The organism is Catellatospora aurea (assembly GCF_042663325.1).
Lineage (GTDB): Bacteria > Actinomycetota > Actinomycetes > Mycobacteriales > Micromonosporaceae > Catellatospora > Catellatospora aurea.
The window spans coordinates 1-26,278 of sequence record NZ_JBHTAC010000051.1 but is presented as its reverse complement, the minus strand read 5'-3'; the positions used below and the strand labels follow the sequence as shown (position 1 = coordinate 26,278).

Here is a 26,278-nt window from a genome sequence, read left to right as displayed (position 1 = left end):
CGCACAAGATCCGAGAGGGACACCCGGCGGGTCGGCGCGTGAGCACCGTGCACGTCGTACTCCCCGGCGGTGTCGACGATCCCGCCCTCCCCAGCGGGGGCAATGTCTACGACCGGCGCGTCTGCCAGGAGCTGGCCGCGGCAGGTTGGACGGTGCGCGAGCACCCGGTCGCGGGTGGGTGGCCGCATCCGGCCACGCCCGACCTTTCCCGGTTGGCCGAAGTGCTCGCGTCGCTGCCCGACGACGCGGTGGTGCTGCTCGACGGTCTGGTCGCCGTCGCCGCGCCGGACGTGCTCGCCGCGTGCGCGCCCCGGCTGCGGCTCGTCGTGCTCGCCCACATGCTGTTCGGCGACACCGACGCGGGCCTGCGGCCCGGCGAGGCCAGGGTGCTGCGGGAGGCGACCGCCGTCGTCACCACCAGCCGGTGGTGCCGCGAGCGGGCCATCGAGGCGTACGGCCTGCCGTACGGCCACGTCGTCTCCGCCCCACCCGGGGTGGACCCCGCTCCGCCCGCCCCCGGCTCACCCGCCGGAACCCGGCTGCTCTGCGTGGCGGCGCTCGCCCCGCACAAGGGCCACCACCTGCTTCTCGACGCCCTGGCCACGCTCCCCGAGCTACCCTGGAGCTGCGTGTTCGTCGGTTCGCCCGACCGCGACCCGGCTTACGCGGCACGGCTGCGGGAACATCCGGTCGCCGGCCGGATCGCCTTCGCGGGCGTGCGCACGGGCGAGGACCTGGCCGCAATGTACGCGGCCGCGGACCTGCTCGTGCTGCCCTCGCGCGGGGAGAGCTATGGCATGGTCGTCACCGAAGCACTGGCCCGGGGCATCCCGGCGCTGGTCAGCGACGTCCAGGGACTGCCCGAGGCGCTCGGCGCGGCCCCGGACGGCACCCTTCCCGGCCTGCTGGTCCCGCCCGACAGCGCGGCGTTCGCCGCGGCCCTGCGCCACTGGCTCACCGACGCGGACCTGCGCGACCGGCTCCGGCGGACGGCCCGCGCCCGGCGCGCACACCTCACCGACTGGACCCGCACCGCGGAGCGGATCGGCACGGTCCTCCGCCGAGTGGAAGCGCACGGTCCGCTGGCCCGATGACGGCGCTGTGTGTATAAATCCACAGACACGCGGGGACGGTACCTCTAGGAAGTATGAAGTGTCTGAACAGGAGAGCGTGTTGCACCGTGCCGTGACAGAGGTCCCCCCGCCGCCCGCGGGCCGTCTCGGGGCCTGGGTGCGCGCGATCGCGGGACTACTCATCCTCGTGCTGCTGGTGTGGCAGGTGGGCACCGGACCGTTCCTCGACGGCGTACGCCTGGTCGACCGGCCGGCGCTGCTGGCCGCGCTCGGGCTCGGCGCGCTGAGCACGGTGGCCTGCGCCTGGCGGTGGAGCCTGGTCGCCGAGGGCCTCGGCGTGCGGCTGCCGTTGGGACGGGCCGTCAAGGCGTACTACCGCTCGCTGTTCCTCAACACGACACTGCCCGGCGGCGTGGTCGGCGACGTGCACCGCGCGGTGCGGCACGGGCTGGACATCAGCGACGTGCGCCTGGCGGTGCGGGCCGTGGTGCTGGAGCGCACCATCGGGCTGACCGTGCAGATCACCGCCTCGCTGCTGTTGCTGCTGGTGCTGCCGTCCCCGGTGCGCGACCGCATGCCGCTGATCGTGGCGGCCGTCGCGGCGACCGCGCTGGCCGTCGCGCTGGCGCTGCGGGCGCTGGCCCGGAGCCGGTCGGCCCGCTGGGCGGCGGCGCTGCGCACCGCGTACACCGATGTCCGGCAGGTCCTGGTCACCCGCCGCCGCTGGGTCGGCATCGGCCTGGCCTCCGCGGTCGTCGTGACCGGACAGCTCGTCATGTTCGTGATCGCCGCCCGCACCGCGGGCGCGCACGCGCCGGTGACGCTGCTGGTGCCGCTCACCCAGCTGGCCCTGCTGGCCATGGCGGTGCCGCTGAACGTCGCCGGCTGGGGCCCCCGCGAAGGCGTCGCCGCCTGGGCGTTCGCCGCCGCCGGGATGACCTCCACGCAGGGCGTCGCCGCCGCCGTCACCTACGGTGTGCTCGGCCTGGTCGCCGCGCTGCCCGGGGCCGCCGTCCTGCTGGCACGCACCAAACCTCGGAGTGGACAGCATGCGTGAGCGCCCGTACGTCCTGCTCAGTTGCAGCATGTCGATCGACGGCTACCTCGACGGCGCGACCGACGAGCGGCTGCTGCTGTCCAACGCCGCCGACTTCGACCGCGTCGACGCGGTCCGCGCCTCCTGCGACGCGATCCTCGTCGGCGCGCGCACCGTACGCCGGGACAACCCGCGCCTGATGGTGCGCACCCAGTCCCGCCGCGACGCCCGCACGGCCCGCGGCGTGCCGGAGTGCCCGATCAAGGTCACCGTCACCGAGAAGGCCAAACTCGACCCCGGCGCAGCCTTCTTCACCGCCGGCGACGCCGAGAAGATCGTGTACTGCGCCAGCCCGCGCGTCGAGCACGCCCGCGCCCTGCTCGGCGACGTCGCCACCGTCGTCGACGGCGGCCTGCCCGTGGACCTGCGCCAGGTCACCGAGGACCTGTACGAGCGCGGCGTCGAGCGGCTGATGGTCGAGGGCGGCGGCACCATCCACACCCAGTTCCTCACCGCCGACCTCGCCGACGAGTTGCACCTGGTGGTGGCCCCGTTCTTCGTCGGCGACTCGCGGGCCAGCCGCTTCGTCAACGACGGCGACTTCCCCTTCCACCCCGGGCGGCGCGCGAAACTGGCCGACGTCCAGCAGATCGGAGACGTGGTGCTGCTGCGGTACGCGCTGTCGCCCCGGTTCGACAGCGCCGAGCAGGGCCGGTGACCGGCATGCTGCCGCTGGCGACGGTGCGCACCCAGGTCCAGGTGCCGCTGCGGTTCCCCGACGGCTACTCGACCACGGCCCGGGTCGTCACCTTCACCGGTCTCGTCGACGGCCGCGAACACCTGGCGCTCGGGCTCGGCGACCACGCCACGACGCTGCGCCGCGACGCCGACGACCTGCCCGTGCCGCTGGTCCGCCCGCACAGCGAATGCCTGACCGGCGACGTGTTCGGCAGCCAGCGCTGCGACTGCGGCCCGCAACTGCGCGAGGCCGCCGAACGCATCACCGTCGCCGGCGGCTACCTGCTCTACCTGCGCCAGGAGGGCCGGGGCATCGGCCTGTACGCCAAGATGGAGGCGTACGCGCTGCAGGACACCGGCCTGGACACCTACGAGGCGAACCTCGCCCTCGGCCACGACGAGGACGCGCGCGACTACACCGTCGCCGCGCAGATGCTCCGCGCCCTCGACGTCACCCGGGTCGCCCTGCTGTCCAACAACCCCGACAAGGCCGAGCAGCTCGTCCGGCTGGGGGTTTCGGTGACCGAGCGCGTCCCGACGGAGGTTCACCTCTCCCCCGCCAACGCCGGCTACCTGGCCACCAAGGCCCGCCACGCCGCCCACACCCTCCAACTCCGCCCGACCCGCTGACGCGCCCGCTCGCCGCCCGGCGTGCAGCCCGGCGTGCAGTTTCAAGGAAAGTGCGGCAATGGGCGGCCGCGAAGGCGCAGTTTCCCTGAAACTGCACGCCGGGACGACGGGATCGGGTGGGATCGGCCGTTCGGGCCGATGTGCGAGTGGGCTGAAACGTGAGTCGGTTTGCTGATAGCGCGCCGATCCGGGATCCGCTCCACTACAGATCATGCTGCGTCGTGTCTGTCTCGCTCTGCTTCCCGTGCTCACCGTCGCCGTCCTCGCCGGCTGCGGCGACGACGACCCCGCCCCGACCACGCCCTCGCCGAGCGCGCAGGCCAGCGTGTCCGCGGAGGCCTCCCCCAGCGCGGCGACGAGCCCGGCAGCGTCGCCGTCGCCGTCCCCCGCGATCAACTTCACCGTCGACGGCGCGGGGCCGTACACGATCGGCGCGAACCTGGAGGCGCTGAAGGCGGGCGGGATCCTCGACAAGGTCGCCACCGGGGCCGAGACCTGCCCGGTGAACACCACCGCGAGCGGCACCGGCGTCTGGAAGGACATCCAGCTGCAGTTCCGGCCCGACGGCGTGCTGTATCTCGTGGTCAACCGGTCCAAGACCATCCCGACGCCGTCCGGCGCCCGCCTCGGCATGACGCTGGCCGCCGTGTCGTCGATCTACGGCAACCTCGGCAAGGAACTGAACGGCGGCGCGGCGTACCTGGTCACCACGACGTCCGGGCGGGGCATCCTGTTCGACCTCGACCAGAACAAGAAGGTCTTCGCCATGATCGCCGGTGACGCCGCCTACCTGAAGTCCAGCTACGAGGGCGGCACCGACTTCTGCTGATCCGGCACTGCCCGCCGGGCACCAGGCGAAGGCATGGTGCCCGGCGTCAGCCGGCCCACTCCGTATACAGCAGGTCAGCCGCTTCCTGCGCTGTGGCCGCGAACTCGTCCGGTGGGATCCTGGCAGTGAAGACCTTGCCGAGGTCCTCGGGCAACGGGTGCGTCGCCCGCCAGAACGCGAAGACGATCACGAGGTCATCGTCCAGGTAGGCGTACTTGGACACGTTGTCGAGGATCTCGCTCCACCCCATGAACCAGTACGGCTCGGCGAACTCCGTGCCGTCTGCGCGCAGCCGCCGGAAGATCTCTTCCGACGGGCGGCCCGGGAAGGGGCAGGGCGGGATCTCGCGCTGCCGCACCAACGCTGCGGTCAATCGCATCTGATGGCAGATGGACGGGACGAAGGCCGTGTTGTCGTCGGTCGTCAGCCGCTTGCCCGCGGCCCAGAGGTCGACGATGCGCAGGTCCCGAGACCAGACCTCGCCGACCTCGACGGCGAAGGTGCTCCGATTCCCGAACCGTCGTGTCATCAGGTCGGCAGGCTGGCAACCGGCAGCGCCCGGCGACTCGGCCAGGCACCTGCCGTCAAGTCGGTGGTCTCGCCAAGCCTGAAGGGCGGCGCGGATTCGGCCAGTGGGTGAGCTATACCGCCGGGATATGCCGCGTACGCGTGCCCGTCCTGGACGTAGAAGTTCAGCCAGGGGTCCAGTGATTGCTCCTCGCGCGCGAACCCGATCCAGCCCTGCGTCGCCGACCGGGGGGCCAGCCACGCGGGCACGGTCTGGATCATGTCGTACAACGCGTCGTCGAGAACCATCAACCTGACGAACAGCCCGAGCGAAGCGGGCCGGCTCGAATACGGCTGCTGGAGGACCAGGGACCGGGCACCACCGCCGGGCAGGGCGTCGTCCGAGTCCCCGACCAGGCACGGCCAGCCGTACTCGAGTTCGGGGTCTTCGGGCGGTTCTTCAGCCAGCCCGAGGTGGAAGCGGAGCTCGGCGAGAAAGCGTTCGGACACGTCCGGGCGCAGGCGCAGCGAGAGCGTCCATTCGTAGTGCAGGCTCAACTGCGGCTACTCCGCCCCGGCACCACGCAGCACGCGGCGCGTCAGTTCATGCTCCCTCAGCTCCCGGATGATCACCTCGCCCACACCGAACACCACCGCCCAGGTGAGCACGGCAAAGCTGATGACCAGCAGGTAGACGCGACCATGCTGGATGTCGATCCCAGTGGTGACCCGGCTGCTGAAGCTGGCCAGCAGCAGCACAAACCCGGCGATGCCGAGCCAGACGGCGATCTTCCCCAGGGACGACTTCAAGTGCTTCATGAGAACGGCACGCTAGCAGGCACTCGCCACGGCGATACCGTCTCAGCGAATCGAGCCTCTGACCGATCTTGCCGATCAGGAGGCGTCCGCTGCTGTTGGGATACCGAACCCCGGCGAGGTATCCGGGGAGGACGCCGCGTGTTGTCGCCGAGCCGGTCGGGTGATTCGCCAGGCCCTGTCCCGCACATAGAACCTAGCCCCGGACGAAACGCAGGCCCGAGCACTGCACGAAGAACGAGCGCCGCTCGACCGCGTCCCCGGCCGCGTTCATTTGGTAGCCGTCGAGCCACACCCAGCCGTCGTACGTCGTCCAGTCGTGCACGCGGATCAGCCGGAACATCATCGACTGCTGGAACTGGACGCTCGCCTCGCGCGTGATGTGCAGCAGATCGCCCGGCTGGGGGCCCGCGGTGGCGGGGCGCGACTTCAGGCCGCTCGCAGCCGATCCCGCCACGTCGCCCCCTCGGCCTGCTCGCCGCGCTGCGGGTGCTGCCTGTGCACGTAGACCCGGACGCCGTAACCGGCTCGCTCCTGCCCGAACACCCACCATGCCGACGGCCGCAGACTGACGCACGCGTCGACCCGAGTGACGGTCACCAGCACGGGCGGCCGGTCGACCAGGTAATGCGGGACCTGCAGCACGTCGCCGATCTGCGGCTCGGGATGGTCGACCGGAAGCTCGTACGTCATATGTTCGGTCACGTCGGCCTTCTCCACTGGATCGGTGCGATGCGTCCGGCTGCGGCTAGCTCGGCGTACGCGTCCCGCCACGGCATGCACCGCCACTGGTGGCACCGCCGACAGGGTCCGGTGGCAGCCGCAGCGTGCTCGCTGAGCTGCCGGTGCAGGCGCGCGGCGGCCGCGTCACTGATCGGTGGGAGCGCGGTCAGGGTGCTCACAGGCGCGCCCCCGGCTCGGTCGCGAGGTGGTCCGCGTACGAGGCGATGTCGGCCCGGCGGTCGGCACGGCATCCCTCGCCGGCGCGATGGCGCAACGGCAGTGTGCCGCCGCAGTCCTGGCACCAGTGCGCCGCCCGCTTGCTCGTGGTCCAGCCGGCAATCGCGCCGACGATCACTGCGCAGATCGCAGTGAACAGAACGTCCATGGTGGTCGCCTCCTCGGTAGAACACGGGCTGTTGGAGCTGTTCACACCGGCCCGATGCCGATCCGGGCACCGAGCGTTGTCTGCCTGGGTCGGTGAACCCAGCCCCCGGTGCTTCCTCGAGTGTCCACAGCCGACGCGCCTGAGTCAAGCAATTGCTCGCAATTGCTGTACGATGGCGAGTGCCGGGTCCCGTAACGCCCACACCAGCTCTCTCACCCGCACGTGGATAGGGTCGTTGCGCATCAAGCAATCCACTGCAACCATCGACATAGACGGATGACGAACCGAGGAGTAGGCCATGCAGTTGCAGTTCCTGTGGAAAGACTCCAGCTCCGGGGGCGGTGGCTGCCCCACCCTCTACGCCGTCGACGGCGGCTACGTGGTCCAGGGCGTGAAGCTCACCGACGCCGACCGCGCCCAGCTGCGGCAACTCGCCGACAACGAGGACGCGGTCTTCGTCCCGGCGAATGTCCTCGACCGCCTGCGGCCCGGGGCGTGACCGTGCCCCTGACCGACGCGGAGTTCGCCGCCGTGTTCAGCCGCTTCCACACCAGCGCGTTCCGGCTGGAACTGCAGCGGGCCTACCTCGAACCGAGCGAGGCGGCGACCTTCGCCCGATGGCAGGCGGGCGACCCCCAGCCGCCGATCGAGGTGCCGGACCTCGCCGACTGGTACGACCAGATCCAGGTGCACACCGCCGCCGGCCGTACCGTCGAGCGCGTCCGCGTGCAGGAGGACCCACCGACCGACTACCAGCGCTGGGAGCGCTGGATCGGCGCATGGAACACGGCGGCCGGGGAGAGCATCCGGTACCTGACGCGCACCCGCGCACACGAGGTCGGGCTGCTCCCGGCGGCGGGCGACCGTGACTGGTGGCTGTTCGACGACGCGTGGCTGGTCGTCATGACCTTCGACACCGACGGACGCCGCCTGACGTCAGAGATCGTCGCCGACTCCGATACTGTGGCGCAGGCGCGAGCGTGGCGGGACCTGGCAGCCCACCACAGCACCCCCCATCCGGTGGGTGCCGACGCATAGCCCGGAGTCCCATGCCCACGATTGATGACCTGCTGAACCAGCCCGGCGGCATTGCCGAGCGGCTGCGCACGCTGCGCGAGGCCGCCGGATTGTCCGGCAAAGAACTCGCCGCGGCGGCCGGCTGGGCGGCGTCCAAGGTGTCGCGGCTGGAGAACGGCAAGCAACTGCCCACGGTCGCCGACCTCGGCACCTGGGTCAGTGTCTGCGGCGCTCCGGCTGTCGCTCAGGAGGAGCTCGGCGAACTGCTGTCTGCGGTCCGTGATGTGCACCGCGACTGGCGCCGCCGGATGCGCGCCGGTGTCGCGCCGGTGCAGCGGTCGTACAACGACCTGGTCGCACAGTCGACGGCCATCACCCACTTCGAGACCGCGTACGTGCCTGGCCTGCTGCAGACGCCGGCATACGCCCGCCGGGTCTTCTGCGAGATGGTCGAGCTGCACGGCCTGGACGTCGACGACGTCGATGCCGCGGTGGCGGCCCGGCTGGAGCGGCAGCGGCACCTCTACGACACCGGCAAGCAGTTCACGTTCCTGCTCGCCGAACCGGTTCTGCACTGGCAGCTTTGCCCGCCGGACGTCATGCGGGTGCAGCTGGACCGGCTCATGAGCGCGGTCGACCTGCCGCACGTGCGGTTCGGGATCTTGCCGTTCGCCGCGCAGTTGCCGATCACGCCGCAGAACGCGTTCCAGTTGTACGACTCCACGGCGATCGTCGAGACGATCACGTCCGAGCTGGTCTGTTCGGAGGACGAGTCGGCAGCGTACGCTCGCGCGCTTGGTCGTCTGTGGGAGTTCGCGGCGACAGGTGCGGACGCTATGGCGTTGATCGCCGCCGCGCGCCGCTGACACCCGGAGTCGGTGCCATGCCATTGAGATGTGTCGACACTTCCATACGAGGCCGAACCCCGGCGGAGTACCCAGCAGAAAGCCGAAATGAGAGGCTGTCGGCATGACCGGGCTGATTCAGGTGACCACGGCAACGGAACATCGTGACGACGCGGTCGTGCTCGCCGGTGCGGTGGTCCAGGCCAGACTGGCCGCGTCCGCACAGGTAGTCGGCCCGGTGACATCAGTGTTCTGGCACCTCGGAGAGTACGGCACCGGCGAGGAGTGGCAGGCCGTGTTCATCACCACCGAGGACCGGTATCCCGAGGTCGAGAAGTATCTCGCAGCACATCATCCTTGGCAGAACCCTCAGATCACCGCTGTGGCCATGACCGCAGCCGCGCCCGCGTGCATCGAATGGGCGCGCACCGCGGTCAGCGCGGAATAGTCGAGAGAGTGTCAGCGGTATAACTCCGGTATAACTCCGTCATGACCTCGCTCAACAAGATGCCGTACTGGGCCTGGCTATGCGGCGTTGTCATCTTCGGCATCGTTCCGGTGATGATGCTCCTGACGACGGGCGCGTTCGCAGGGGCGTTTCTGACGATCATGTCCATTCTGTACGCCGTGGGCCTCGGCCGCGCCGCGTACAGGCAGAACCTGCTCGCGCGCGGTGTTCAACTCGACGACTGACAGTCCGTATTTGCCGCTCCGAGAGCTCCCGCCATGTTTTCGTAAACGGTCGTGGAGTCGGACTCAGCCAAACACGCCCCGGACCCGAAACGGAACGCGGCTCCGACCATTCTTGCTGGTCAGAGCCACATTTCCTGGGCTGTGGGCGTGGCAGGGTTCGAACCTGCGACCCTCCGCTTGTAAGGCGGATGCTCTCCCGCTGAGCTACACGCCCGCTTCGGCCTGCGCCGACACGAACCGGCACATCCTACCTGACCGCCGACCCCGCCCTCACCGGACTTACGGCTCAGAGCGCCCCGAGCGCCTTGCGCCATGCCTCCTGGTCACGCGCGTCACCGGGCAGGTTCATCTCGGCATACCGAACGACCCCCGCCTTGTCGACGACGAACGTCCCCCGATTCGCGTACCCCCGGTCCTCGTTGAAGACCCCGTACGCCTGCGCCACACCCCCGTGCGGCCAGAAGTCCGCGAGCAGCGGGAACTCATACCCCTGCTCCCCGGCCCACACCTTGTGCGCGAACACCGAGTCCACGCTGATCGACAGTACCTGCGTGCCCTCGTTGACGAAGTCGTTCAGGTTGTCCCGGATCTCGCACAACTCACCCTCGCAGGTACGAGTGAAGGCGAGCGGATAGAACACCAGCAGCACGTTCTTCGCGCCCCGGAAGTCGGACAGCCGTACTTCCTGGTTGTTCTGGTCCTTCAGCACGAAATCGGGCGCAACCACGCCTACCTCGATCATGTGCTCCATGGTCGCAGGTTTCCCTGGCGGCCTGCCGCTCGGGGCAGGCCGCTCGAAGGTCCGCGGCGGGGTTCAGCGCTTGGACGCGCGTGCCGCCTTCGGTGCCACCAGCCGCGCCGCGCTCCAGTCCTTGCCGGCGCTGAGGGTGGAAGTCTGGGAGAGTCCCGCGGTGGGTGCCACCTCGGCGATTTCACTGGGCTCGACGTGCCCGGGCCGGCCCGACTTCGGGGTCAGCAGCCACACCACGCCGCTCTCGGCGAGCGGGGAGATGGCGTCGGTCAGCAGTTCGAACAGGTCACCGTCGTCCTCGCGGTACCACACCAGCACCGCGTCGACGACCTCGTCGGTGTCCTCGTCCACCAGATCAGATCCGCATGCGTCGGCCAGGGCGTCACGGAGCTCGTGGTCGACGTCGTCGTCGTACCCCATCTCCATGACCACCATGTCCGGCTCGATGCCGAACCGGTCCGCCAGGCTGCGTACGCCCTCGGCGGCCTGACCAGCGGTCGCGCTCACTGTCTTGTGCCTCCTCTTCGTTTTCCGGACACCCGCGGTTCGTTGCGGGGTCACTCGATTATTGTCGTCGGCGTCACAGCCGACTGCGGGTAGTCCACACAGTTCTAGCGTCCAGCGCAAGTGGCGGCCTCGGCGGGTCGCCAAAAACGCGGTTCAGGCGCTGCCGGAGTCGGCGCGGGGACCACATCCGTCCAAGATCGTCCGACTTGCCGGGCACCTGTGCGTATCTTCCACCGTTTTAAGCCCACTTGCCGGGCAATTCGAGTGATCTTGGCACAAAGCTCAGGCGGCCAGCAAAGCGCGGGCGGCGCGTTCGATGGCGTCCTCGCCGACCAGGACGTGGTCGGCGGCGGGGCCCAGCGGCAGGAAGGTGTCCACGGCGGCGACGCGGCGGGCCAGGCCGACGTAGCCGGCGTCGACGAGCGCGGCGAGCACGCCCTCGCCGACGCCGCCGGAGCGGCGGGTCTCGTCGACGACCAGGACGCGGCCGGTGGCCCCGGCCTCGCGCACGATGTCGGCGAGCGGCAGCGGGGCGAGCCAGCGCAGGTCGACGACGCGGCAGCCGTGGCCCTCCTCGGCCAGGCGGGCGGCGACGCGCAGGGACATGCGCACGCCGTTGCCGAAGGTGAGCACGGTGAGCCGGTCGCCGGTGCCGTAGGAGTGGCTGCGGGCACGGCCGACTGGCACGTGGGTGTCGGCCCAGCGGTCGGGCGCGGCGTACGGGCTCAACCAGCCGCCGTCGCCGTCGGTGTGCAGGTCACGGGTGTGGTAGAGGGCGATGGGCTCCAGGAAGACGCTGACCGTGCCGTCGACCTCGGCCGCGGCGACGCAGGTGCGCAGCATGGCGGCGGCGTCGTCGGCGCGCGAGGGCACGGCGACGACCAGGCCGGGGATGTCGCGCAGCACGGCCACCGAGTGGTCGTTGTGGAAGTGCCCCCCGAAGCCCTTCTGGTACGCGAGCCCGGCGATGCGCACCACCATCGGGTTGCGGTACGCCCCCTGCGAGAAGAAGCGCATGCTGGCCGCCTCGCCGCGCAGCTGGTCCTCGGCGTTGTGCAGGTACGCCAGGTACTGGATCTCGGGGATGGGCAGCAGCCCGCCGAGCCCGGCGCCGAGCCCGAGGCCGAGGATGGACGTCTCGTCGAGCAGGGTGTCGAACACCCTGGCCGGGCCGAAGCGCTCGCGCAGGCCCTTGGTGACCCCGTAGACGCCGCCCTTGCGGGCCACGTCCTCGCCGAAGACCATGGCCTGCGGGTGGCTGATCATGAGGTCGGCGAGGGTGGCGTTGACGGCCTGGGCCAGCGTCTGCGGGCCGGTCTGCTCGGGCAGCTTGCCGCCGAAGATGCGGTGGCGTTCGGCGAGCGCGGCCCCGGCGGCCCGCTCCCCGGCCCGCGCGATGGTCTTGGCGACGCGCAGCGGGCGGCGGGGGGCCAGCGGGGCGACGACCTCGGCGGCGGAGGCGAGCTTCGGCTCGTCGCGCACTCCCGTGGCGGCCTGCTGCACCCGCCAGCCGATCTCGTCGTACCGGCTGAGCAGTTCCATCGGGCTGGCCTGCCCGGCGTCGACGAGCAGCCGCGCGGTGCGCAGCAGCGGGTCCAGGGCCAGGTCGTGCTCGATCTCGGCGGTCGTGCGGTACGCCAGCTCGGCGTCGGCCCCGGCGTGGCCCATCAGCCGTACGGTGCGCAGGTGCAGCACGGCGGGGCGGCGGTGGCGGCGCACCCAGGAGACCGCGGAGCGGGCCACGGCGTACGTGTCGGCCAGGTCGCAGCCGTCGGCGTGGAAGTAGCGCAGGCCGGGGCGGGCGCGCAGGGTCTCGCCGACCCAGCCGGCGGGCGAGCGCACGCTGATGCCGAGACCGTTGTCCTCGCACACGAACAGCAGCGGCAGCCGCAGCCCGGTGAAGTCGGACCAGCCCGCGGTGTTGAAGGCGGCGGCGGCGCTGGCGTGGTTGACCGAGGCGTCGCCGAACGAGCACAGCACGACGGCGTCGCGGGGCCAGGCGGGCGGCACGAGCGCCGGTCCGCCGTCCTCGGCGGCGTGCCGGCCGCGGCGGGCGTCCAGGCCCTGCCGGGAGCGCTCGACGGCGAACGCCAGGCCGACCGCGCGGGGCAGGTGCGAGGCGATGGTCGAGGTGGTGGGGATGATGTTGAGGTCGGTGCTGCCGAAGACCTTGTGCCGCCCGCCCGCGATGGGTTCGGCGGCGCTGGCCACGACGCCGCGCAGCACGTCGCGGATGGCGTCGACCTTGCCCTCGGCGAGCTGGGCGGCGCGGGCGGCGTAGAACGCGCCGGAGCGGTAGTGCAGCAGCGCCGGGTCGGTGGGGCGCAGCGCCGCGGCGACGCCCGCGTTGCCCTCGTGGCCCGCCGAGCCGATGGTGTAGTACCCGGCACCGTCGGCGCGCAGCCGCCGCGCGGCCAGGTCCAGGTGCCGGCTGGTGACCTGCGCGTCGAAGAGTTCCCTGGCCATGGACCCGGTGAGGCCGCTGTCGGGGCGCACCGTCGCATGCGGATCGCCGTTCGGCGGGGTGCCGGCAGTCCACGCCGCCAGCGCGCTCCGGAACCGTTCGTCGAGATCATGAGAGGTGCTCACGCTGCACAGCATTACCCAGAGGGGGCGGGGGCGACCACCCGGATCGGTGATCGGACACGCCACACCACTGCACAAGATGGACGATTTATCCAGATTTACTCATAATCTGCGTCATGGTTCACCGGTCCCCCCGTGCCCGCCGCCTCCTGTTCGCCGCCGCAGGTCTCGGCCTGTTCGCCGCCCTAGCGCCCGCCCAGCCCGCCGCGAACGCCGCACCCGCCGCCGAGGAACCCGCGGTGCTGGTCGGCGCCGGGGACATCGGCAGCTGCCTCAGCGACGGCGACGAGGCCACGGCGAAGCTGCTGGACCGGATCCCGGGCACCGTGTTCACCCTCGGCGACAACGCGTACGTGGCCGGCACCGCCGAGCAGTTCCAGAAGTGCTACGAGCCGTACTGGGGCCGCCACAAGGACCGCACCCGCCCCGCCATCGGCAACCACGACATGCGCACCGACAACGGCGGCCCCTACTACGACTACTTCGGCGACGCCGCCGGCGAGAAGGACAAGGGCTGGTACTCGTACGAGCTGAACGGCTGGCAGGTGCTGGTGCTCAACTCCACCTGCGACCTCGTCGACTGCGAGGACGACTCCGAACAGGCCGACTGGCTGCGCGAGGAACTGGAGTCCTCCGACGCCAAGTGCACCGTCGCCATGTGGCACCACCCCCTGTTCACCTCAGGCTGGAAGCACGGCGCCGACCCCCGCGTGAAGCCCTTCTTCCAGCTCCTCTACGACCACGGCGTCGAAATCGTCCTCAACGGCCACAACCACCACTACGAGCGCTTCGCCCCGCAGACCCCCGACGGCGAACTCGACAAGGAGAACGGCGTCCGCCAGTTCACCGTCGGCACCGGCGGCGGCGGCCTCAACGGCTTCAGCAAGACCATCGCCGCCAACTCCCGAGCCCGCAACGCCGACACCTTCGGCGTCCTCAAACTCTCCCTTTACCAGGACTTCTACACCTGGAAGTTCGTCTCCCCCACCGGCAGCACGTTCCAGGACCAGGGCCTGGCCACCTGCCACTGACCCGCCCGCCCGCCGACGCCAAGACCGCGACGATCTTGCGTGAACTGTTGGGAATATGCCCTGTCCGGGCGTGTCGTCCCCACAGTCCGCGCAAGATCGTCGCGGTCTTTCGGGTCAGTCGCGCCAGCCGGAGATGGCGACGCCCTTGGCGGATTCGACGCGCAGGGCGAAGTGGATCTCCTGGGTGGTGTTGGGGGCGAGGGTGAGTTTCCAGGTGTAGACGCCTAGGTCGGAGCGTTCCGTGGGCTCCGGTTTGGCGTGGAGTTCCTTGACGGTGATCTGGGAGTCGCGGGAGACCGGGAGCTGGTCGAGGACCGTGACGGCGATCTCGCGGGGGGTGTGGTTGGCGACGGTGATCTTGTATTCGGCGTCGGTGCGGCGAGAGGAGCCCAGGGTGGCTTTGCCGGCGGCGCGGCGGACGAGCTCGCGTTCGACGCGGACGCGGTCGTCGACGCCTAGGGCCAGTTCGCGCTCCTCCTGGGGGGCCCAGGGCTCCAGGCGGGTGGAGCCGACGAAGTCGCCCTCGTGGAAGAGGGCCGCCGTGCCGCCGGGCAGGGTGTGGCCGGAGGTGTTGAGCACGGTGGCGCGCAGGGTGGCCTCCTCGGCGCGGACCGGGGCGGTGATGTGGTCGAGGCGGGCGGACAGGTCGAAGCGCGCGATGAGGGTGCGGTGCGCGGTGCCGTCGGCGGGCACGGCCACCGGCTTGAGCGGGGTGTACGTGGCCGCGACCGGTCCCTCCTCCACGCTCGCGCTGGTCTCCCGCACCGCGGCCCGCGCCTTGGGCATCATCGTCTGCATCGGTGCGGCCCCGGGGGCGGGCGGCGGCGGGGCGGACATCGCCATCGGGGCTGCGGCGTAGGCGATGGGCATCGGGCGCTCCACGTCGACGAACCACGGGTCCAGCTCGGGCACCTCCAGCGCGCCCGCGGGGCGGGCCGTGGACAGCTTGAGCGCGCACTCCGGCCAGTCCTCGCCGGTCCGCTGGGTGATCATGCCGTGCCAGGTCAGGGTGAGCGCGTCACCGGCCAGCCGCAGGTCGTAGCCGCTGCTCCAGCTCGCGCCGGGCACCACGTACGACAGCTCCAGCTCGATCTCGCCCGGCTCGTCGACCTCCAGCAGGATCTCGGCGGCCAGCCGGTCGGGGCGGGTGCTGCCGCGCAGGTCCATCAGCCGCCGCTCGGCCGCCTCCCGGCGGCGGTGCAGGTCGAACCGCTCCCGCTCGCGGCTACGGCGGCCCGCGTGGATCGCGGTGAGCTGCTCGTCGAGCCCGTCGGCGAAGCGTGCCGCCGCCCCGGGCTCGCCGGTGGCCAGCGTGCCCGCGCCGCGCATGGCCAGCCTGCCCACGAAACGCTCCCGGGCGGTGGCGACCGTGTCGGCGTCGTCGAGCACGGCGATCACCGCCTCGATCTCGCGCAGCTCCGCCTCCAGTTCGACGACGGCGGTGTGCGTGGCCACCGGCTCGCGGCGGGTCACCACGTTCACCCCGGCGACGGCGGCCGGGCCGTGTCCGGACACCCGCACCGAGTCGCGCAGCAGGTTCAGCGGCAGCGGTCCACACGGGACGCGGTGCTCGCCGGGGGTCAGGGTCACCGTGGCGCGCCGGGTCACCCGCGCCCGGTCGGGGAACACGGTCACCGCGACGATCGGGGCGTCGACGAGGTCGGGGCCGTCCGATCCCGTGAATCGTTCGCTCATGAAACGAGGCTACCCAAACCGGCCTGAGCGAAGCGCCCCAATGGGGCGGGGCGGCCGCGGCTTGTGGCCGCGACCGCCCCTGGGGAGGAGGTGTTACGAGCAGGCGGCGCCGTTCAGGGTGAACAGGGCCGGGTCGGGGTTGGGGCCGCTCGCGGTGTCGCCGATGAACCCGAAGGTCACCGACTGCCCCGGTGCGATGACCTTGTTCCAGGCGAGGTTGCTCGCGCTGACCGTCGCACCGGACTGGGTCGCCGCGGCGCTCCAGACGTCGTCGACCAACTGCGCGCCCAGGAACGAGAACTTCAGCGTCCACCCGTTGACCGCGGTGGAGCCGGTGTTCTTGACCGTGATCTGGGTGTTGAACCCGTCCGGCCACTGCCCGTGCTTGGTGTAGGTCACCTTGCAGGTGGGCGCGGGCGCGCTCGCGCCGTCGCCCTGGCCCGCGAGGAAGGCGGCCACCCAGGCCAGCGGGGCGTTCCAGTTGATGGTCAGCTCGTTGGTGGACCACGAGTCGATCTCGTCGAGGTAGCAGAACTGCCCGGTGCAGCCGGTCAGCTTCTGCTGCGCCAGCGGATCCTGGATGGACGAGTTCGGGCCGCCGGCCAGGGTGCCCTTCGGCGGGTTCGGCAGCTCCGGGTTGAGCTGGTGGGCATACCAGCGGCTGTGCTGGTTCTTCGAGTGGACCTCGCCGTAGCCGGTCACGTAGGACAGGTTCAGCGCGTTGCGGCCGAACAGGTAGTCCGCGCCCTGCGTCACCGCGTCGGCGAACCGGTCCTGGCCGGTGATGTCGTACGCCGTCGACAGGACCACCAGGTTGTTGGCGATCTGGCTGTTGGAGCCCCAGTCGTAGGAGTTGTTCGCCGGCTGGTACGGCACGCCGTACGGGTGCGCCTCGATCGCGGCCAGGTACTCCTCCGCGCCGGACACCACCGAGGCACGCACCGCGGCCCGGCCGGGCAGCGCGCTGGGCACCGTGGCCAGGTCGAGACGGCCCAGCGCGGCCAGCGACTGCCAGCCGAAGCCGTTGCTGCTCCACACGTCGGCGGTGTGCAGCGGCGAGCCGGTCACCGCGGACAGGTACTGGCTCTCACCCGTGGTCAGGTAGAGCTCGGCGGCCGCCCAGTAGAACTCGTCGGTCACGACGACGTCGTCGTAGGTGCCGCCGCCGGTGCCGTCGGACGGGCTGGCGTAGATCGCCGGGTGGGCCAGCGCCGCCGCGTACGCCGTGCGGGCCGCGGCCAGGTTACGGGCCGCGAAGGCCGCGTCGTACGGGGCGTACACGCGGGCCGCCTGCGCCGCCGCGGCGGCCAGGTTCAGCGTCGCCGCGGTCGACGGCGGGTGCAGCTCGCGCTGCTTGTCGTCGAGGTTCGGCAGCAGCGGAAGGCCGGTCCACTCGCTGTCGTGGATCTTGTGGTGGGCCATGCCGGCCAGCGGCTTACCCGCCGGGACCTGCATCTTCAGCAGGAACTCCAGCTGCCAGCGCGCCTCGTCGAGGATGTCCGGCACGCCGTTGCCGCTCTCCGGCAGGTTCAGCTGGCCGTCCGGGAACGCCTGGGCGGTCGCCGCCCACTTGCCGCGCTCGAACTCGTTGACCATCTGGAACACCGAGATGCCGCCGTTGACGACGTACTTGCCGTGGTCACCGGCGTCGTACCAGCCGCCGGAGACGTCGAGCGAGTAGTCGCAGACGCCCGGCTGGCAGGGCACCGAGGTGTCGCCCTTGTTCGGCGCGACGCCGACATGGCCCGCCGGGCGGCCGTAGCCGGGGCGCAGGGCGTCGGAGATCGCGATGCCGGAGCGCTGGGTGTAGAACATCTTCAGCGCCTCGTCGCGCAGCCCCGCGTAGAGGTTGCCGGCCAGGTCGAACGGGCGGCTGGTCTCGCCGTCGGCGACCAGGGTGTAGCCGGTGCCCGCGACCGCGTACGCGCTGAAGTCGATCGAGTGCACGTTCTGGCCGGAGCTGGCGTCCACGCCGCGCGGCGTGCTGTTGCCGCTCGCGACCACGTCGCCGCCGGCGTTCTTCAGCTGCCAGGGCAGCGCCGCCGTCGCCTCCGTCACCACGGTGGCGTTCTTCGGGCCCTTGGTCAGGTAGCCGACCTGGTTGACCCGCACCCGCGGGCCGGTGTCGGGCTCGTAGACCTCGGGCTCCGCGCCGCCCTTGAGGGAGATGTCGTCGAGGCAGAGACGCCAGGGGGAGGCACTGCCACCGATCTGAAACGCCACCTGCGCGTTCGGAAGGGAGACGGGCGCGGTGAAGGTGTACGAGTAGCCGGTGGCAGTGCCGGTCATCAGCGGATTCGCGGCCAGGAACTGCGTCCACGGGTCCACCGGGAGCTGGATGAGCGCCTTGCCGACCTTGTCCGGCGTCGCGCTCGCGGTGAAGCTGTAGCTGTAGGTCTCCCCCGCGACCAGCGGGATGTTGTCCTGCCCGATGATCACGTCCCACGGGTTCACGGTGCCGCCCGGGATGTCGGCGCACAGCTGCCCGCTGCTGGAGTCGAGCGTGATGTTGCCGGTCCCCCACCAGGGGGCGTGGCCGGAGGTGAAGGTGCCGTTGACGATCTGCTCGGGGGCGTCTGCCGAGGCGGCGGCGGCGGTCAGGCTCGTCGACACGAGCCCGGCCACGGCGGCCAGCGCGATCAGCACGGGTCTACGCACTGGGGGTCCTTTCGATGGAGCGATCGGTGGTGCATCGAAAGCGGGCGTGAGCAGCCGGAATGCGCCAATGATCTGGGAGCGCTCCCATCTGCGCCCATGAATTATTGCCGCCACATTTCCGGGGTGTCAATCACCTACCCGGCCCGCGCTCTCACAACGCGCCCCACCCGAGTTCAAGATCGCTCGACTTGCCAGGCAGGTGGGCGATTGGGCGCGCAAGATATGCACAGGTGCCTGGCAAGTCGGATGACCTTGCGCGGGCGGGGGGCCGAAAGTTTCAGCCGGCGAGGAAGGAGAGGCGGACCTGGCGGGTGGGATTGTCGCCGTTGGTGTCGACCAGGCAGATCGACTGCCAGGTGCCCAGGGCGATGCGCCCGTTCAGGACCGGCAGGCTGGCGTACGGGGCCACGAAGGCGGGCAGCACGTGGTCGCGCCCGTGGCCGGGTGAGCCGTGCCGATGCTGCCAGCGGTTGTCGGCGGGCAGCACGTGCTCCAGCGCCGTGAGCAGGTCGTCGTCACTGCCCGCACCGGTCTCGATGATCGCGATCCCGGCCGTCGCGTGCGGCACGAACACGTGCAGCAGCCCGTCGCCCCGGCCGGCGACGAACTTCGCGGCCTCGTCGGTCAGATCCACCACGCTCGCGTGCGAGCCGGTGCGGACGGTGAGCACGGTGCTGTCCATGGGAACAACTTAGGACAGCACCGCGCCGGGCGGTCAGTCGCCGCCGCCACCGCCGTCGCCGCCACCGTCGCCGCCGGAGTCACCCGAGTCGCCGGAGTCGTCGCTGTCGTAGTCGTCATCGTCGTGGTCGTGGTCGCCGTGCGAGTGGCCACCGCGGCGACGGCGGCGCTTGCGCGGTGCGAACAGCAGGATCAGGCCGAAGACGATCACCAGCGGGGCGGCGAAGCCGGCGACGCGCTCCAGGCCCGTGGGCGCGATGAAGGCGTACCCGTCCATGCCGGTGATCGCGACCGCCGGGACCGCCGACTTGTTCGCGTCGAGCGCGGCGGCGACGTCCCGGCCGACCACTCGGCCGCTGTCCCGCAGCGGTCCGTTGACCCAGCTGAGCTCGCAGTTGCCGTAGATGCCCGCGTACGGCGGGGCCAGCAGGTCCTGCTGGCAGATCAAAGCATCACCGTTGTTCCCTGCCGTCACTTTTTCCCCGCCCAGGTCGGCCAGCAGCGGGAAGGTCGTGTTGACGGCGAGCAGGAATCCGTATGCGATGAGAAGGAGACCGAGGAGTCGTCGCATGGGCGGCAATCTAATCGGCGCACGCCACTGGAGCGCTCCCCCGGTCGTGAAGCCGACCGAAATGTTACTGGTCAGTATGCGTGTCGCGTGTCGCATCGCGTGCCGGTACGCGTGACGAATCCCCCACCGGAGGGGCAGGATGGGTCGAACAGACAAACTCTGTGTCTAGACCGATCATCACTACAACTACGAGGGAACGCCTGTGGCCACCGAACGCAAGCGCCCGGTGATCAGCGACGGCCTGCCGAGCCAGCTCCCGGACATCGATCCCGAGGAGACGGCCGAGTGGGTCGAGTCGCTCGACGGAGTGATCGACGAGCGAGGCGCCAAGCGCGCCCGGTACGTCATGTTGCGCCTGCTGGAGCGGGCTCGTGAGCGGCAGGTCGGCGTCCCCCCGCTGACCACGACCGACTACATCAACACGATCCCCAGCGAGCGGGAGCCGTGGTTCCCCGGCGACGAGCACATCGAGCGCCGGCTGCGCGCGTACATCCGGTGGAACGCGGCGATGACCGTGCACCGGGCGCAGCGCCCCGGTGTCGGCGTCGGCGGGCACATCTCGACGTACGCGTCGTCGGCATCGCTGTACGAGGTCGGCTTCAACCACTTCTTCCGGGGCAAGAACCACCCGGGTGGCGGCGACCACATCTTCTACCAGGGCCACGCCTCCCCCGGCATGTACGCGCGCGCGTACCTGGAGGGCCGCCTGACCGAGCACCAGCTCGACGGGTTCCGCCAGGAGCTGTCGCACCCGGGCGGCGGCCTGCCGTCGTACCCGCACCCGCGCCTGATGCCGGACTTCTGGGAGTTCCCCACGGTGTCCATGGGCCTGGGCGGCCTGAACGCGATCTACCAGGCGCGGTTCAACCGCTACCTGCACCACCGCGGCATCAAGGACACCTCGGACCAGCGAGTATGGTCCTTCCTCGGCGACGGCGAGATGGACGAGCCGGAGACCCTGGGCGCGATCGGCCTGGCCGCACGCGAGGAGCTGGACAACCTCACCTTCGTCATCAACTGCAACCTGCAGCGCCTCGACGGCCCGGTCCGCGGCAACGGCAAGGTCATGCAGGAGCTGGAGGCGTTCTTCCGGGGCGCCGGCTGGAACGTCATCAAGGTCGTCTGGGGCCGGGAGTGGGATCCGCTGCTCGCCCAGGACACCGACGGCGCGCTGGTCAACCTGATGAACGTGACGCCCGACGGTGACTACCAGACCTACAAGGCGGAGTCCGGGGCGTACGTGCGCGAGCACTTCTTCGGCCGCGACGCGCGGACCCGCAAGATGGTCGAGCACATGTCCGACGACGAGATCTGGGGTCTCAAGCGCGGCGGCCACGACTACCGCAAGCTCTACGCCGCCTACAAGGCCGCGACCGAGCACACCGGTCAGCCGACGGTCATCCTCGCCAAGACCATCAAGGGCTGGACGCTGGGCTCGCACTTCGAGGGCCGCAACGCCACGCACCAGATGAAGAAGCTGACGCTGGACGACCTGAAGAGCTTCCGCGACCGCCTGTTCCTCGACATCCCGGACTCGGCCCTGGAGGCCAACCCGTACGAGCCGCCGTACTTCCACCCGGGTGCCAAGAGCGACGAGATCGGCTACCTGATGGAGCGGCGTGCGGCGCTGGGCGGCTCGCTGCCCTCGCGCAACACCAAGCCCGTCCCGCTGCAGCTGCCCGAGCACAAGGTCTACGCGGACCTGAAGAAGGGCTCCGGCAAGCAGAAGATCGCCACCACGATGGCCTTCGTCCGGCTGTTCAAGGACCTGATGAAGGACAAGGTGATCGGCCACCGCTGGGTGCCGATCATCCCCGACGAGGCGCGCACCTTCGGCATGGACTCGCTGTTCCCGACGGCGAAGATCTACTCGCCGCACGGCCAGCAGTACACCTCGGTGGACCGGGAGCTGTTCCTGTCCTACAAGGAGTCCACCGCCGGGCAGATCCTGCACGAGGGCATCAACGAGGCCGGCTCGGTCGCCTCGTTCACGGCCGCGGGCAGCGCGTACGCCACGCACGGCGAGCCGATGATCCCGGTGTACATCTTCTACTCGATGTTCGGGTGGCAGCGCACGGCCGACGGCCTGTGGGCGGCGGCGGACCAGATGACGCGCGGCTTCCTGCTCGGCGCGACCGCGGGCCGCACCACGCTCAACGGCGAGGGCCTGCAGCACGAGGACGGGCACTCGCACCTCATCGCGGCGACCAACCCGGCCGCGGTGGCGTACGACCCGGCGTTCGGCTTCGAGATCTCCTACATCGTCGAGGACGGCCTCAAGCGCATGTACGGCGAGTCGCCGGAGGACATCTTCTACTACCTGACCGTCTACAACGAGCCGTACGTGCACCCGGCGGAGCCCGCCGACGTGGACGTGGCCGGGCTGCTCAAGGGCCTGTACCGGTACGCGCCCGCGACGGTCGAGGGCCCGAAGGCGCAGATCATGGCGTCCGGTGTCGGCATGCAGTGGGCGCTGCGCGCCCAGCAGCTGCTGGCCGAGGACTGGGGCGTGGCCGCCGACGTGTGGTCGGCAACCAGCTGGACCGAACTGCGCCGCGACGCGGTGGAGACGGAGCGGCACAACCTGCTGCACCCGGACCAGCCCGCCAAGGTGCCGTACGTGACCCGCGCGCTGCAGAACGCGCCCGGCCCGAAGGTGGCCGTGTCCGACTGGATGCGGGCCGTCCCGGATCTGATCTCGCGCTGGGTCCCGGGCGACTACACCTCGCTCGGCACCGACGGCTTCGGCATGTCGGACACCCGCTCGGCCCTGCGCCGCCACTTCAACGTCGACGCCGAGTCGGTCGTCGTGGCGGTCCTGGCCCAGCTCGCCCGCGCCGGTGAGGTCCCCGCGACCGCCCCGGCCGAGGCCGCCCGCAAGTACGCCATCGACGACGTCCTCGCGGCCCCCGCCGGCGAGACCGGCGGCGACAGCTGAGAAAGGAAGGGCACCTTGACAACGCTCCGCGTTGTAGAAGGTGCCCTTCCTAACCGGGAAGGCCCCGCGACCTGCGTCGCGGGGCCTTGCCGCTGTCGGGGGCGGTCAGCCGCCGAGCGGGTAGCCGTAGCGGCGCATCAGGGGCAGGGTCAGGGCGGTGGTCGCCAGGCGGGAGGAGGCGGGCAGGTCGTCCCGCCAGGCCTCGTCGGCGCGCACCTTAACCGTGCCGGTGCGGAACCGGCCCGGATGTGCCGCACCGGCATCGCCGGGGCCGACCGGTCCAGCTGCCGTTTCGGGCGCTGCCAGGAGTGGGCCACGGCCCTCGGGTCGCGCACCACGTGCAGCAGGTACGGCGTGACGCCCGCCTGCTGCCGGGCCAGCACCGCCGCGCCTGAGGGCAGCTTGGACGAGTCCACGATCGTGGTCGCCCCGGTGACCTCGGCGACGGCCGCGTACAGCTTGCTGAACACGCTCACCAGCGGGTGCCCGTGCCGCAGTACGCGCATGGTGTGCCTGGCCCGCGCCGTCTCCCGCTGCCACCGTTTGACCAGGCGCGGGTCGGGCACGTTCGAGCCGTACGCCCGGCGCAGCACCTCCCGCCACAGCGGGCAGGAGCGCACCGGCTCCCCGCAGCCGCAGCTGCGCCCGCCGAGCAGCCCCCGTTCCCAGAGGAACCACAGCTCACCGGTGGTGAAGACGCCGGGGTGGGAGCCGAGCACGTTGTCGATGATCGTCGTGCCGCTACGGCCCCAACCGGCTAGATAGGGCACTCGTGTCATCCGCCGACAGTGCGCGGCGAAGGTCAGAGCGACGTCCGGCGCAGGTCCGGGTTGCCTTTCGATCGGATGTGAATCACCTGTGAACACGCCCGGCCGAGGCTGCGGGTGTCGCGCGGCTGGGCCGGCTCACCCTGTGCGCCGGATCTAGAAGAGTTGTGGTCGCGGGGACGACCACAACTCTTCTAGATCCACGGTTCAGCCGCGGGCGGCCCAGAGGAGGCCGCGTTCGGTGAGGGTGCGGATCTCGGGGATGTCGAGGTCGGGCAGGTGGTGGCCGACCGTGGAGACGAAGATGCGGCCCCGGCCCCACTGCCGGGTGTACACGGCGGGGTGGGTGACCGGCTCGCGCCAGGGTTCGCCGTCCTCGACCGGGAAGGTGATGGTGGCGAGGACGTCGTTGAGCGGGTCGGCCAGCATCCAGTAGCGCTCGGTGTGCAGGGCGACGGTGCTGATGCCGGTGACGATCGGGTGGTCGGCGCGCTCTGGCCGCACGGTGAGGGTGTGCGGGACGAAGTCGCCGGGGTGGCAGGTGAACCAGCCGCCGGTGAGCCACTGGTAGCGGCGGTCGGTGAACGCGGCGACGATGCCGCCGTGCCAGCCGGCGAGGCCGGTGCCGGTGCGCACGGCGTCGTCGAGGTGGCGGGCCCGGTCGGGGCTGAGGTCACCGGTGGTCCAGCAGTTGACGATCAGGTCGGTGCGGGCGAGCAGCGCGGTGTCGTCGTACACGGACAGGTCGTCGGCGGTCTCGACGGTGAAGCCCTGGTCCTTGAGGAACGGCAGGAAGCTGTCGGTGGTGCCGACGGGGTCGTGGAACTCGGCCCCACCGCGGACGATCAACGCGCTACGCATGGCGCACAGGGTAAACGGTTTCCGGCTGCCCGGCGAGCATGCCCCGGTGGGGTGCGGACACCGCAGCTCAGGACAGCCGTTGCACGGCGGCGGCTAGTGTCGGGGCATGCCCCCGGAAGCTCCCGCCGCCATGCCCCAGGTGGGGCTGCGCACGCTCTGGCCGTACCTGCGCGCCCACCGCTCGTCGCTGCTCGTCGTCGCCGCCCTGTCCCTGGTCACCACCGCCGGCACCCTGCTGCAGCCGGTGCTGACCCGCAACGTGCTCGACGGGCTCGGCGCGCGGACGCCGATCGGCCCGAGCGTGCTCGCGCTGGTGGTCACGCTGGTCGGCGTCGCCGCGGTCGACGGCTTCCGGCACTTCCTGCTCCAGCGCACCGCGGAGGGCCTGGTCCTCACGTCGCGCCGCCGCCTGGCCGGGCACCTGCTGCGCCTGCCGATCGCCGAGTACGACCAGCGCCGCACCGGTGACCTGCTGTCCCGGGTCGGCGCGGACACCACGCTGCTGCGGGCCGTGGTCACCTCCGGCCTGTTCGACACCGTCAGCGGCGCGATCATGGTGGTCGGCGCGGCGACCGCGATGGTGCTGCTGGACCCGCTGCTGTTCGGCGTCACCCTGATCGGCCTGGTGATCGGCATGTCGGGCGGCATCTACTTCGCCCGCAAGGTGCGCGGCATGTCCCGCGACGCGCAGGCGCGCATCGGCGAGATGACCGCCGCCGTCGAACGCTCCATCACCGCCGCGCGCACCATCCGGGCCAGCCGGGCCGAGGCGCGGGAGACGGCGACCGTGGCGCACAGCGCCGAGCAGGCGTACCACGCGGGAGTGCGGATCGCGCGGTTGCAGGCGATCGTGCAGCCCGCCATGGTGACCACCATCCAGGGCTCGTTCCTGCTGGTGCTGGGCGTGGGCGGGGCGCGCGTCGCGTCCGGCGCGATCACCGTCGGCGACCTGGTCGCCTTCGTGCTGTTCGTGTTTTTCCTGGTGATGCCGCTGGGCCAGGCGCTCAACGCGTACACCCAGCTGCAGGCCGGTCTCGGTGCGCTCCAGCGCATGGAGGAGGTCCTGGTCATCCCGCTCGAAGGCACGGACGGACCGGCGGCCGTGCCCGCGCAGTCCGGCCCGGCCGGGTCGGGCCGCGTGGCGGCCGCCGCCCCGGCGATCGAGTTCGACCGGGTCGGCTTCGGCTACACCGACGCCGAGGGCAGGGTCGGCGAGCCGGTGCTGCGCGAGGTCAGCTTCCAGGCCCCGGTGGGTACGCGGACCGCGCTGGTCGGGCCGTCCGGGGCGGGCAAGTCGACGCTGCTGTCCCTGGTCGAGCGGTTCTACGAGGTGACCTCGGGCAGCCTGCGCGTCGACGGCGTAGACGTGCGCGAGCTGAGCCACGACACGCTGCGGTCCCGGCTCGGCTACGTCGAGCAGGAGTCGCCGGTGCTGGCCGGCACGCTGCGGGACAACCTGCGGCTGGCCACGCCGGACGCGTCCGAGGAGCAGATGCGCGCGGTGCTCGTCGCGGTCAACCTGGACGAGCTGGTCGACCGGACCCCGCTCGGGCTGGACGCGCAGGTCGGCGAGGGCGGCGTGCTGCTGTCCGGCGGGGAGCGGCAGCGGCTGGCGATCGCCCGTACGCTGCTGGCCGCGCCGCCGATCCTGCTGCTGGACGAGCCGACCAGCAACCTCGACGCGCGCAACGAGGCGGCCCTGCGCTCGGCGATCGACACCGTCGCGCAGGGCCGCACCTCGGTGGTCATCGCGCACCGGCTGTCCACCGTCGTGGACGCCGACCAGATCGTGGTGCTGGAGCACGGCCGTGTCGTGGCCACCGGCCGCCACGAGCAACTGCTCGACACCAGCCCGCTCTACCGCGAACTCGCCGCCCACCAGTTCCTCGTCGACCCCGCCCCCGACCCCGCCTGACCACCACGCCACCCTGCCCCACCCT

28 protein-coding genes and 1 tRNA gene are annotated in these 26,278 nt (G+C 71.1%); 13 read left to right on the top strand and 16 right to left on the bottom strand.

Features of this window, described 5'->3' with window-relative positions:
* The first annotated feature begins 38 nt into the window (after positions 1-38).
* The 5 genes from ACFQO7_RS32285 (at position 39) to ACFQO7_RS32265 (ending at position 4,306) form a co-directional block, all read left to right on the top strand.
* Positions 39-1,094 (top strand): glycosyltransferase family 4 protein, encoded by a 1,056-nt coding sequence (locus ACFQO7_RS32285; protein ID WP_376809930.1) that lies wholly within the window; start codon positions 39-41, stop codon positions 1,092-1,094.
* Between the two features lie 91 nt (positions 1,095-1,185).
* Entirely contained in the window at positions 1,186-2,130 is a 945-nt protein-coding gene (locus ACFQO7_RS32280; RefSeq protein ID WP_376809929.1) for a lysylphosphatidylglycerol synthase transmembrane domain-containing protein, read from the top strand.
* Positions 2,123-2,827 (top strand): RibD family protein, encoded by a 705-nt coding sequence (locus ACFQO7_RS32275; RefSeq protein ID WP_376809928.1) that lies wholly within the window; start codon positions 2,123-2,125, stop codon positions 2,825-2,827. The genes ACFQO7_RS32280 and ACFQO7_RS32275 overlap by 8 nt, the downstream gene beginning before the upstream one ends.
* Before the next feature lie 5 nt (positions 2,828-2,832).
* On the top strand, positions 2,833-3,477 hold the full coding sequence (locus tag ACFQO7_RS32270; protein WP_376809964.1) for a GTP cyclohydrolase II: 645 nt from the start codon (positions 2,833-2,835) through the stop codon (positions 3,475-3,477).
* Between the two features lie 211 nt (positions 3,478-3,688).
* A complete protein-coding gene (locus tag ACFQO7_RS32265) occupies positions 3,689-4,306 on the top strand; it encodes a hypothetical protein (protein WP_376809927.1) in 618 nt (205 codons plus the stop codon).
* Between the two features lie 46 nt (positions 4,307-4,352).
* Here ACFQO7_RS32265 and ACFQO7_RS32260 read toward each other — a convergent pair whose 3' ends face one another.
* From ACFQO7_RS32260 to ACFQO7_RS32235, 6 genes are all read right to left on the bottom strand, one after another.
* A complete protein-coding gene (locus tag ACFQO7_RS32260; RefSeq protein WP_376809926.1) occupies positions 4,353-4,835 on the bottom strand; it encodes a hypothetical protein in 483 nt (160 codons plus the stop codon).
* Positions 4,835-5,371, bottom strand: a complete 537-nt coding sequence (locus tag ACFQO7_RS32255) for a hypothetical protein (protein WP_376809925.1) — start codon at positions 5,369-5,371, stop codon at positions 4,835-4,837. The genes ACFQO7_RS32260 and ACFQO7_RS32255 overlap by 1 nt, the downstream gene beginning before the upstream one ends.
* Positions 5,372-5,377: 6 nt before the next feature.
* Positions 5,378-5,632: a hypothetical protein gene (locus ACFQO7_RS32250; RefSeq protein ID WP_376809924.1), complete on the bottom strand. Its 255-nt coding sequence runs from the start codon at positions 5,630-5,632 to the stop codon at positions 5,378-5,380.
* 193 nt (positions 5,633-5,825) lie between these two features.
* A complete protein-coding gene (locus tag ACFQO7_RS32245; RefSeq protein WP_376809965.1) occupies positions 5,826-6,086 on the bottom strand; it encodes a hypothetical protein in 261 nt (86 codons plus the stop codon).
* Positions 6,059-6,334 carry a hypothetical protein gene (locus ACFQO7_RS32240; protein ID WP_376809923.1) on the bottom strand — a complete coding sequence of 92 codons (276 nt, stop codon included), beginning with the start codon at positions 6,332-6,334 and terminating at the stop codon, positions 6,059-6,061. Before ACFQO7_RS32240 ends, ACFQO7_RS32245 begins: the two co-directional genes overlap by 28 nt.
* A gap of 193 nt (positions 6,335-6,527) precedes the next feature.
* A complete protein-coding gene (locus ACFQO7_RS32235; protein WP_376809922.1) occupies positions 6,528-6,737 on the bottom strand; it encodes a hypothetical protein in 210 nt (69 codons plus the stop codon).
* A 298-nt stretch (positions 6,738-7,035) separates the two neighbouring features.
* Between ACFQO7_RS32235 and ACFQO7_RS32230 the strand changes: the two genes are divergently transcribed.
* The 5 genes from ACFQO7_RS32230 to ACFQO7_RS32210 all read left to right on the top strand — a co-directional run bounded on the left by ACFQO7_RS32230 (position 7,036) and on the right by ACFQO7_RS32210 (position 9,292).
* Complete coding sequence (locus ACFQO7_RS32230) at positions 7,036-7,236, top strand: lipid A biosynthesis lauroyl acyltransferase (RefSeq protein ID WP_376809921.1); 201 nt, start codon at positions 7,036-7,038, stop codon at positions 7,234-7,236.
* Positions 7,233-7,775, top strand: a complete 543-nt coding sequence (locus ACFQO7_RS32225) for a DUF6879 family protein (RefSeq protein WP_376809920.1) — start codon at positions 7,233-7,235, stop codon at positions 7,773-7,775. Before ACFQO7_RS32230 ends, ACFQO7_RS32225 begins: the two co-directional genes overlap by 4 nt.
* A gap of 11 nt (positions 7,776-7,786) precedes the next feature.
* Positions 7,787-8,620, top strand: a complete 834-nt coding sequence (locus ACFQO7_RS32220; RefSeq protein WP_376809919.1) for a helix-turn-helix domain-containing protein — start codon at positions 7,787-7,789, stop codon at positions 8,618-8,620.
* 103 nt (positions 8,621-8,723) lie between these two features.
* Positions 8,724-9,047, top strand: coding sequence for a divalent-cation tolerance protein CutA (cutA, locus tag ACFQO7_RS32215; protein ID WP_376809918.1), 324 nt, complete (start codon positions 8,724-8,726; stop codon positions 9,045-9,047).
* A gap of 41 nt (positions 9,048-9,088) precedes the next feature.
* Positions 9,089-9,292, top strand: coding sequence for a hypothetical protein (locus tag ACFQO7_RS32210; protein ID WP_376809917.1), 204 nt, complete (start codon positions 9,089-9,091; stop codon positions 9,290-9,292).
* Positions 9,293-9,434: 142 nt separating this feature from the next.
* On the opposite strand, the gene ACFQO7_RS32205 is transcribed toward ACFQO7_RS32210, so the two are convergent.
* The 4 genes from ACFQO7_RS32205 to ACFQO7_RS32190 form a co-directional block, all read right to left on the bottom strand.
* Positions 9,435-9,506 (bottom strand) — tRNA-Val (locus ACFQO7_RS32205).
* Between the two features lie 72 nt (positions 9,507-9,578).
* The gene (locus ACFQO7_RS32200; RefSeq protein ID WP_376809916.1) at positions 9,579-10,034 is read right to left on the bottom strand and encodes a peroxiredoxin; all 456 of its coding nucleotides are present in this window, start codon (positions 10,032-10,034) and stop codon (positions 9,579-9,581) included.
* A 72-nt stretch (positions 10,035-10,106) separates the two neighbouring features.
* Complete coding sequence (locus tag ACFQO7_RS32195; RefSeq protein WP_203687816.1) at positions 10,107-10,550, bottom strand: DUF3052 domain-containing protein; 444 nt, start codon at positions 10,548-10,550, stop codon at positions 10,107-10,109.
* A gap of 282 nt (positions 10,551-10,832) precedes the next feature.
* Positions 10,833-13,151, bottom strand: a complete 2,319-nt coding sequence (locus ACFQO7_RS32190) for a thiamine pyrophosphate-dependent enzyme (protein ID WP_376809915.1) — start codon at positions 13,149-13,151, stop codon at positions 10,833-10,835.
* 101 nt (positions 13,152-13,252) lie between these two features.
* On the opposite strand from ACFQO7_RS32190, the gene ACFQO7_RS32185 reads away from it, so the two are divergent.
* Positions 13,253-14,167 (top strand): metallophosphoesterase family protein, encoded by a 915-nt coding sequence (locus ACFQO7_RS32185; RefSeq protein ID WP_376809914.1) that lies wholly within the window; start codon positions 13,253-13,255, stop codon positions 14,165-14,167.
* Between the two features lie 114 nt (positions 14,168-14,281).
* On the opposite strand, the gene ACFQO7_RS32180 is transcribed toward ACFQO7_RS32185, so the two are convergent.
* The 4 genes from ACFQO7_RS32180 to ACFQO7_RS32165 all read right to left on the bottom strand — a co-directional run bounded on the left by ACFQO7_RS32180 (position 14,282) and on the right by ACFQO7_RS32165 (position 19,772).
* Positions 14,282-15,862, bottom strand: coding sequence for a DUF4139 domain-containing protein (locus ACFQO7_RS32180; protein WP_376809913.1), 1,581 nt, complete (start codon positions 15,860-15,862; stop codon positions 14,282-14,284).
* Positions 15,863-15,955: 93 nt separating this feature from the next.
* Entirely contained in the window at positions 15,956-18,508 is a 2,553-nt protein-coding gene (locus tag ACFQO7_RS32175; RefSeq protein ID WP_376809963.1) for a glycoside hydrolase family 9 protein, read from the bottom strand.
* Between the two features lie 289 nt (positions 18,509-18,797).
* A complete protein-coding gene (locus ACFQO7_RS32170; protein ID WP_376809912.1) occupies positions 18,798-19,202 on the bottom strand; it encodes a secondary thiamine-phosphate synthase enzyme YjbQ in 405 nt (134 codons plus the stop codon).
* Positions 19,203-19,235: 33 nt separating this feature from the next.
* Positions 19,236-19,772, bottom strand: a complete 537-nt coding sequence (locus ACFQO7_RS32165; protein ID WP_376809911.1) for a hypothetical protein — start codon at positions 19,770-19,772, stop codon at positions 19,236-19,238.
* A gap of 202 nt (positions 19,773-19,974) precedes the next feature.
* Between ACFQO7_RS32165 and aceE the strand changes: the two genes are divergently transcribed.
* Positions 19,975-22,710, top strand: a complete 2,736-nt coding sequence (aceE, locus tag ACFQO7_RS32160) for a pyruvate dehydrogenase (acetyl-transferring), homodimeric type (RefSeq protein ID WP_376809910.1) — start codon at positions 19,975-19,977, stop codon at positions 22,708-22,710.
* A gap of 149 nt (positions 22,711-22,859) precedes the next feature.
* Here the strand turns inward: aceE and ACFQO7_RS32155 are convergent, their stop codons facing one another.
* Entirely contained in the window at positions 22,860-23,489 is a 630-nt protein-coding gene (locus ACFQO7_RS32155; protein WP_376809909.1) for a hypothetical protein, read from the bottom strand.
* 195 nt (positions 23,490-23,684) lie between these two features.
* The gene (locus ACFQO7_RS32150) at positions 23,685-24,338 is read right to left on the bottom strand and encodes a ThuA domain-containing protein (RefSeq protein WP_376809908.1); all 654 of its coding nucleotides are present in this window, start codon (positions 24,336-24,338) and stop codon (positions 23,685-23,687) included.
* 106 nt (positions 24,339-24,444) lie between these two features.
* Between ACFQO7_RS32150 and ACFQO7_RS32145 the strand changes: the two genes are divergently transcribed.
* Positions 24,445-26,253, top strand: coding sequence for an ABC transporter ATP-binding protein (locus ACFQO7_RS32145; protein ID WP_376809907.1), 1,809 nt, complete (start codon positions 24,445-24,447; stop codon positions 26,251-26,253).
* Positions 26,254-26,278 lie beyond the last annotated feature (25 nt).